At 35.1% G+C, this 8107-nt stretch carries 7 protein-coding genes; all 7 read left to right on the plus strand.

The features are described from left to right. Positions 1 to 80: 80 nt before the first annotated feature. Positions 81 to 1067, plus strand: coding sequence for a glycosyl hydrolase 115 family protein (locus tag JCM9152_RS24070; RefSeq protein ID WP_052015866.1), 987 nt, complete (start codon positions 81 to 83; stop codon positions 1065 to 1067). Further along, a complete protein-coding gene (locus tag JCM9152_RS24075) occupies positions 1031 to 3256 on the plus strand; it encodes a glycosyl hydrolase 115 family protein (protein WP_052015867.1) in 2226 nt (741 codons plus the stop codon). Before JCM9152_RS24070 ends, JCM9152_RS24075 begins: the two co-directional genes overlap by 37 nt. Before the next feature lie 65 nt (positions 3257 to 3321). After that, a complete protein-coding gene (locus tag JCM9152_RS22350; protein ID WP_148296483.1) occupies positions 3322 to 3513 on the plus strand; it encodes a hypothetical protein in 192 nt (63 codons plus the stop codon). Between the two features lie 293 nt (positions 3514 to 3806). Then, positions 3807 to 5687, plus strand: a complete 1881-nt coding sequence (gene htpG / locus JCM9152_RS11240) for a molecular chaperone HtpG (RefSeq protein WP_035344232.1) — start codon at positions 3807 to 3809, stop codon at positions 5685 to 5687. Positions 5688 to 5833: 146 nt separating this feature from the next. Continuing rightward, complete coding sequence (locus tag JCM9152_RS11245) at positions 5834 to 6490, plus strand: RlpA-like double-psi beta-barrel domain-containing protein (RefSeq protein ID WP_052015869.1); 657 nt, start codon at positions 5834 to 5836, stop codon at positions 6488 to 6490. 368 nt (positions 6491 to 6858) lie between these two features. After that, positions 6859 to 7533 (plus strand): heme uptake protein IsdC, encoded by a 675-nt coding sequence (gene isdC, locus JCM9152_RS11250; protein ID WP_035344234.1) that lies wholly within the window; start codon positions 6859 to 6861, stop codon positions 7531 to 7533. Between the two features lie 14 nt (positions 7534 to 7547). After that, positions 7548 to 8107, plus strand: a 560-nt coding sequence (locus tag JCM9152_RS11255; RefSeq protein ID WP_052015871.1) for an NEAT domain-containing protein, incomplete at its 3' end; no start/stop codon positions are given.

Here is an 8107-nt window from a genome sequence, read left to right on the forward strand (position 1 = left end):
AACTTCTTGAAAGGAAGGTTGTGGCACTGTATTCTTTAGTAAAATGTAACCGTTATCAAGAAAAAAGAGGAGTGTAGTGTATGTTTGGGCAAACATATATTGAATATGAGTCATCTTCTAATAATGTGGAAATTATCACGAGAGCAAAAAAAACATCCGTGCTTTTGTCTGAAAATGATTATCCAGGAGTCATAAGAGCTGTAGCCGATTGGCAAACTGATGTGGAAAAGGTAACCTCTGTTTATCCTATTAGAGTAGAAGAAAATGCTGATTTGGTTGGGAATGTAGTTATCATAGGTACAATCGGAAAAAGTGATGTCATTGATCAATTAGTCGCTGAAGAAAAGCTTGATTGTCAGGATTTAGTTGGTAAATGGGAGTCATTTGTCATTCAAACAATTGACAATCCATTTCCTCATGTGGATCAAGCATTAGTCATTGCAGGAAGCGACAAACGGGGGACCATATTTGGAATATATGATTTTTCTGAAAAAATAGGAGTGTCTCCTTGGTATTGGTGGGCTGATATGCCTGTTGTGAAGCATGAATCCATATATGTAAAGAAAGGTGTTCATAAACAAGGAGAACCTTCTGTTAAGTACCGCGGTATTTTTCTAAATGATGAAGGTCCTTCGTTAATGGAATGGGTGCGAACAAATTACATCGATTTCACACATGAATTTTACGAGAAAATCTTTGAATTAACCTTACGATTAAAAGCCAATTATCACTGGCCGGCAATGTGGGATAATACGTTTTATGAAGATGACCCACTTAATGCTGAAATCGCTGATTATTATGGGGTTGTGATGGGAACATCTCATCATGAGCCGATGCTAAGGCCTCATGGTGATTGGAAAGTACATAAGAAAGGACCTTGGGATTATGCATTGAATGAAGAGTATCTTTATCAATTTTGGGAGGAAGGTATCAAAAGAAGCAAGAACTATGAGAGCGTTGTAACATTAGGTATGCGTGGTGATGGGGATGAAGCTATGGAGGGGATCTTTCTTTCCAAGAAAAAATTGAATTGTTACAAAAGATTGTATCTGATCAAAGAAAGATGATTGCTGAACATATGAATGAAGATGTTACTAAAGTACCTCAGTTGTGGGCTCTTTATAAAGAAGTTCAAGAATATTATGAGAGTGGGATGCGTGTTCCAGATGACATCACATTATTATGGGCTGATGATAACTTTGGTAATTTGCGCCGCGTTCCTACAAAAGATGAACGTCACCGAAAAGGTGGGGCGGGTATTTATTATCATTTGGATTATGTAGGTGGGCCTCGATCGTATAAATGGGTGAACTCTGTTCCACTTCAAAAAATTTGGGAGCAAATGCATAAAGCGTATCATTATGGTGCTAATCAAATTTGGATATTAAATGTTGGTGATCTAAAACCAATGGAATTCCAACTCGAATATTTCTTACGCATGGCATGGAACATGAGTGATTTTAATCGAGATTATAGTTGGGAATATAGTGTTGAGTGGGTGAAGAGACACTTTGGAGAGGAATATGCAGAAGATATTGCTTATATTATTAATCGATACTCAAAGTTTAATGGACGGTTAAAGCCAGAACAGTTGAACAATGTAGACCTATATAGTCTTCTAAACTATGATGAAGCAGAAAGGGTACTTGAGGATTTTCAGGAAATAACCGATTTAGCTGAACAAATCTATCAAAAGCTACCAGAACCTTTAAAGGATCCATTCTTTCAAATTGTCTTATATCCGACGAAGGCTTCTAAACAAGTTCTAGAACTGCACATCAAAGCCGAGATGAGTAAATTATATGCGAAGCAAGATCGAATTGCGACGAACATTGCAGCAAGAGAAGCAGAGTTGTTGTTTGAACAGGATCACCTATTGTCATTTGATTATAATAAAAGAACGTCTCTTGGTAAATGGAATCATATGATGGATCAAACACATATAGGGTATACGTATTGGCAACAACCTGAACAAAATACGATACCGACTGTAAAACGAATGAAACCGAAAATAGAAGGGAAAATGGGGATTGCTGATTATGATGCTCTTCACTTTAATTCCTTTACGAGGCAAAGTCGTGTGATTGATATTTATAATAAAGGTATAACTCCGTTTTTGTATAATGTAAAAGCCAATGTAAACTGGCTAATCATCGATACCGACGAAGGAGTCATTATCCAGGAAAAGAAAATAGTCGTAGATATTGATTGGGATAATGCGCCAAAAGGGCATGATGTAGAGTCGTTTATAACGGTAACAGGTTCAGAAGGTTCTGCTGTTCAATTACGCGTCACTCTATTTAATCCAATTGAACCGAATCGTGAATCACTTGTCGGTTTTATGGAAACAGATGGGTATATCTCGATTGAAGCGGAGCATTACACGAATAAAATAGATAGTCAGGAAGCAAGTTGGGATGTGATTCCTGATTATGGGCGGACATTATCATCAATGACTGTTTTTCCTGTATCGACACCAAGCGTACATCCTCCTCACCATTCACCTTGTTTAGAATATCAAGTTTATATAACGAATCCTGGGAAATTAGACGTTCACACATTCATTGCTCCAACGTTAAATTTTATTCCAGATCAAGGTTTACGATTTGGAATATCATTTGATGATCAGCCCATACAGATTGTCGATGCGATACAGTACAAAGATACGGGATTTGATGAAGGGGACTGGGCTCAAAGTGTTATTTTAAATGTAAGAAACAGCACAACGACACACTGTTTAGAAAAAAAAGGTTATCATACGCTTAAAATATGGATGGTTGACCCAATCGTAGTTCTTCAAAAACTTGTCATTGACACAGGTGGGCTTAAAAAAAGTTATTTAGGGCCTCCTGAAAGCTATTACGGAGGTAAAAAAGATATCATTCGAGCAAAACGTCACTCTATTGATTCTTATATCATTCCAGGTAGATTAGAAAAAGTAGACAAAGTTTTTCAGTATTATAAATCGGTTGATCTATTTGTTGAAAAGGACGGAATGTATGAAATAGAATTAGAAACGGTTGGTATTGGTTCTATTAAATTAAATATAAGTGATAAGGAATATGAGATCGTTTCTACCGAAAATGATGAACAAAAGAAAGTCAAAATGTATTTGAAGGCAGGCTATTGTCAAATGAATGAACTTGAGGTTAAAGGTGATATTTCAGTTCAGAATATAAAGGCGACGTTAGAGGATGAAGATGTTATAAAAATAAAGCCAACGATTCGAATGACCCGCAACAGGAGGATCAATTAATTGTACAAACTTCTTTATACAATTCTGATCACTATTCTCATTTATATACATTAAAAGTTGAGCTTATGGATCAAGATAGTCAATCGTTAGGAGTTTCCATACTAAAAGGCAGGTTAGCTAGATCAGCAAAAGAAATGCACAATCTTATCTTTCACCGCCAACAACATACACAATTTCAATTGAAAGTCACTCTACTTGATCACAATAGTGAAAAGGAATATCGATTCAATGAACATATTGCTCTATCACCAAACTAATTTTAGAAACTGTGAAAAAGTTTTTTTAATAACTTAGAATCCGAATAAAGACACAACGGTGTATATAAATCACTTCTCGCGTTACATAAGGGCACTGAAAAGTTAGTTTTTAACTTTTTCAGTGCCCTTTAAGTATGAGCGAAACCGTTGCTTTTTTGAAGGAGAGCTTCCTTCTAGTAGAAACTAATCAGAGTGAAGGCGTTGACGTATAAGCGAAAATATGATAAAAAAACATTAGTGTTAGCACTCTCTGTATCTGAGTGCTAATAGACAACTGAAAGGGGTAATAAATAATGGCAAAGAAGCAGTTTCAAGCAGAATCAAAGCGTCTGTTAGAAATGATGATTAATTCTATTTACACACAAAAAGAAATTTTTCTTCGGGAATTAATTTCGAACGCAAGTGATGCTATTGATAAGATGTATTATAAAGCATTAACGGATGAATCGATTCGTTTTGAACAAGAAGATTATTACATAAAGGTCGAATTTAATAAAGAACAACGAACATTAACAGTGACGGATACTGGAATTGGTATGACCGAGGATGAGCTTGAGACTCATTTAGGAACAATTGCTAAGAGTGGTTCTTTAGCATTTAAGAGTGAAAACGAAATTAAAGATGGCCATGATATTATTGGTCAGTTTGGTGTTGGGTTTTATTCGGCATTCATGGTAGCTGATAAATTGACGGTCATTAGTAAATCAATTGATAGTGATCAAGCTTACAAATGGGAATCAGACGGTGTAGATGGTTACACAATTACACGAACCGAAAAAGATTCAGTCGGGACAGTTATTACGTTAACGATTAAAGAAAATACAGAGGAAGAAAATTACGATGAATTTCTTGAAGAGTATCGCTTAAAGTCAATTATTAAGAAGTATTCTGATTTTATCCGTTATCCAATTAAAATGGACGTTATTGAAAGACATAAAAAAGAAGATAGTGAAGATGAATGGGAAGAGTATTCTGAAGAAAAAACAATTAATAGCATGGTTCCAATTTGGCGTAAAAATAAAAGTGAATTAACCGATGAGGATTATGAGAATTTCTATAAAGAGAAGCATTATGGATTTGACAAGCCATTGAAGCACATTCATATTAGTGTAGATGGTGCTGTTCGATATCATTCAATCTTATATATTCCAGAAACAATTCCATTTGATTTTTACTCAAAAGAATTTGAAAAAGGGCTAGAGTTATATTCAAGTGGTGTGCTTATAATGGATAAATGTGCTGATTTACTCCCTGACTATTTTAGTTTTGTAAAAGGGATGGTTGACTCGGAGGATCTATCTCTGAATATTTCTCGTGAAATTTTACAGCATGATCGTCAATTAAAGCTAATTGCCAAAAATATAAAAAATAAAATTAAGAGTCAGCTACAAACGTTGTTGAAAAATGATCGTGAAAAATATGAGAAGTTTTATGAATCATTTGGCCGACAATTAAAATATGGTGTATATTCGGATTATGGAGCAAATAAAGAAGTGTTACAGGACTTATTAATGTTCTATTCTTCAATAGAAAAGAAGCAGGTAACGTTAGATGAGTATGTTTCACGGATGCCTGAGGAGCAGAAATATATTTATTATGCGACAGGTGAATCCTATGATCGAATTGAGAAATTACCGCAAATTGAAGCAGTGAAGGATAAAGGGTATGAAGTATTATATTTCACCGAAGATGTGGATGAATTTGCGATTAAAATGTTAGCCAACTATAAAGAAAAAGAGTTTAAATCTGTTGCAAGTGGTGATCTAGGCATTGAAGATGAAGAGTCAAATAAGTCAGAAGAGAATGAGCAAAATCATAAAGAACTATTCGATAAAATGAAATCATTGCTTTCTGGTAAAGTGAAGGATGTACGTGTATCAAAACGTCTACGAACGCATCCAGTATGCTTTGCTACTGAGGGTGAACTGTCGATCGAAATGGAGAAAGTATTAAAGTCAATGCCTGATAACAACCAAAATATTGAAGCGGATAAAGTGTTAGAAATCAATGTTAATCATGATGTCTTTCAATCATTACAAAAAGCATTTGATCAAGATGAGGAAAAACTAAAGCTATACACGAATTTACTCTATAATCAAGCACTTTTAATCGAAGGATTACCTGTTCAAGATCCAGTTGAATTCACGAATGATATGTGTAAAGTAATGGTATAAATGACTGAGAAAAAGTAGCTTATGCTACTTTTTCTTTTTTCGTTAATGCTTCAACTATTATATTTTGCATTAAACTGTCACAGGTTAAGCTCCTATGAACATAGGCTATGGTGGAAAGACATAAGTGAGGAGAGGAGGAATTTAGTGTGTATGTAAATGGCTACAATCCTTATGCTTATCCAAGTGCTCAATACGAATCAATGAGACATTCATATTCTCCATATCGTCATCTACCGCAGCATCCATACAGCAATGATTGGAGGGAGCAAACAATTTCAGGTGATGCAACATGGACAAATGGAGGGCCAACAACTAAGTGTGGTTTACCGTGGACGATGAATCAATCGATGACAGCTGCAGTAAGTGAACAATCAACTTATCAATGTGGAGATACATTAAGAGTTCGTAATCGAAATAATCAACGTGAGTTAACGGTCATAATAGTCGATACAGTACCAAATTTCCCGTCAAATCGAATTAATTTACATCGCCAAGCATTTGAAGCATTAGGAGCAGAATTGGATGAAGGTCTTATCCCAGTAGATATAACGTCATTGACTCCTATAGAAGAGGATCCATGGAGCCCGTATTTGCAAAGAATTGTTCAAAGCGCTTATCCAAACTACCAAATAATTAATGAGGAATTAATGGAAGAAGAAGTGGTCAATGCATCTCATGTTAGGAGAACCTATGAATTAATGTTACAATCTCTTCAAGAATCAATACGAATACAAGCAAAAGTCAATTATAATCCGACAACAAATCGTGTGATATCGTTCGACCTTCAAGAATTAAATGAATAAGCTCATATATGATTGTGTGAACACTGAGAAGGTTTTATTTCCCTTCATCAGTGTTTTAATTTTGTTTGAAAATAATGAAATCATCATTGTTTTATGATTGACAAAATTTTCATTGTTCGTTAATATAGATTCGAATACATAGTAGAGGGGAAGTGATGGTTCGAAAGGAAGGCTTGTATTTGTAGAGGAGGGATGAGGTTTAGTAGAATGGTGTTTGCACATACTTTCATAAGCAAGTCATTTTTTTTAACTAGCTAATTGAGAATAATAATCGATATCGGAATTCGTATGTTTTAATACGAACTTTTTTTACAATTGTTATTGAGAATAATAATCAATAACAGTGATTGAGGGAAAGGAGAAAGAGAATGCTGTTAGAAAAGATTTCTATGAAACTACTACTATTGTTTACATTCTTTGCTTTGCTCATGATGCCGATCCAAGTATTTGCATCTCCTGATCTTGAGGATGGTACATATACGATTGGTTATACGGTTTTACATGCTGATAATGATTCTGCTTCAATAGCAAACGATTATTGGGAGAAACCAGCAACACTCTATGTTGAGGATGGACAAATGAAACTTGAGATGACATTAAACCATAGCTCGTGGATTACTGAATTTAAGACACCGGTAAACGGTAGCTTTCAGGATGTAAATGTTATCCGAACAGACGATGCAGACGATAAACGAGTTGTACAATTTCCCGTTGATGACTTATCAAGTCCATTAGCCGCTCACATTCATGTTATTGTAGAGGACATCAATTATGACCATAGCTACACAATTCGTTTTGATTTTGATTTGAACCAAATTAATCCGGTAAGTGTACAAAGCGAATCAGAAGGTAAGCAAGAAGAAAATAATGGATCAGTGGCTCAGATAGAGGATGACGATGAAAATGAAGATCGAGGTGGAGCAACGAATCAAGAAGCAAACCCACAAACGGGTGATCTTTCATTTATTTGGTTATATGCACTAGCGACAATCGTATTCGGTTTCATATTAGTAAGAAAAGTCAACGCATTAGGTAGATCATAAAGGAGCTAACATTGATGAAATTAAAATTCAAACAATTGACCATTCTTAGTTTTATATTTTTATTGATTTTCTCATCATTTAGTTCAATCGCAGTCGCTAATGGTGAAGGACAATCATTGCAAAATGGTGTGTACGAGATTAACTTTTCCGTATTAAAAGATGGAACAGATGAAACATCTGTTATGGACGGTTACACTGAAAAGCCAGCTTCATTATATGTCAATGACGAGGAATTATTGATTGATTTGACACTTACGAATAGTGATTGGATTAAAGTGTTTCAAACAGATGTAAACGGAACATTTACAGACGCGGAAGTCATTTCAGAAAATGAAGAAGAAGATACTCGTGTCGTACGTTTTCCTGTTAACCATTTATCATCAAAGCTAGATGTTTTTACACATGTAGTTATTCCATTCATCAATTATGACAATGAATATGTTGTTCAAATCACTTTTGATGAACAGTCACTTGAGGTTGTTGAATTAGAGGAGTTACCTGAGCCTGTACCTACTCTTGAATTAACAGACGGAACGTATACAATTAACTTCGAAGCTCTACATGCAACTGAGGG

The sequence above is a fragment of the Halalkalibacter hemicellulosilyticusJCM 9152 genome, from assembly GCF_000513115.1.
GTDB lineage: Bacteria > Bacillota > Bacilli > Bacillales > Bacillaceae_D > Halalkalibacter > Halalkalibacter hemicellulosilyticus.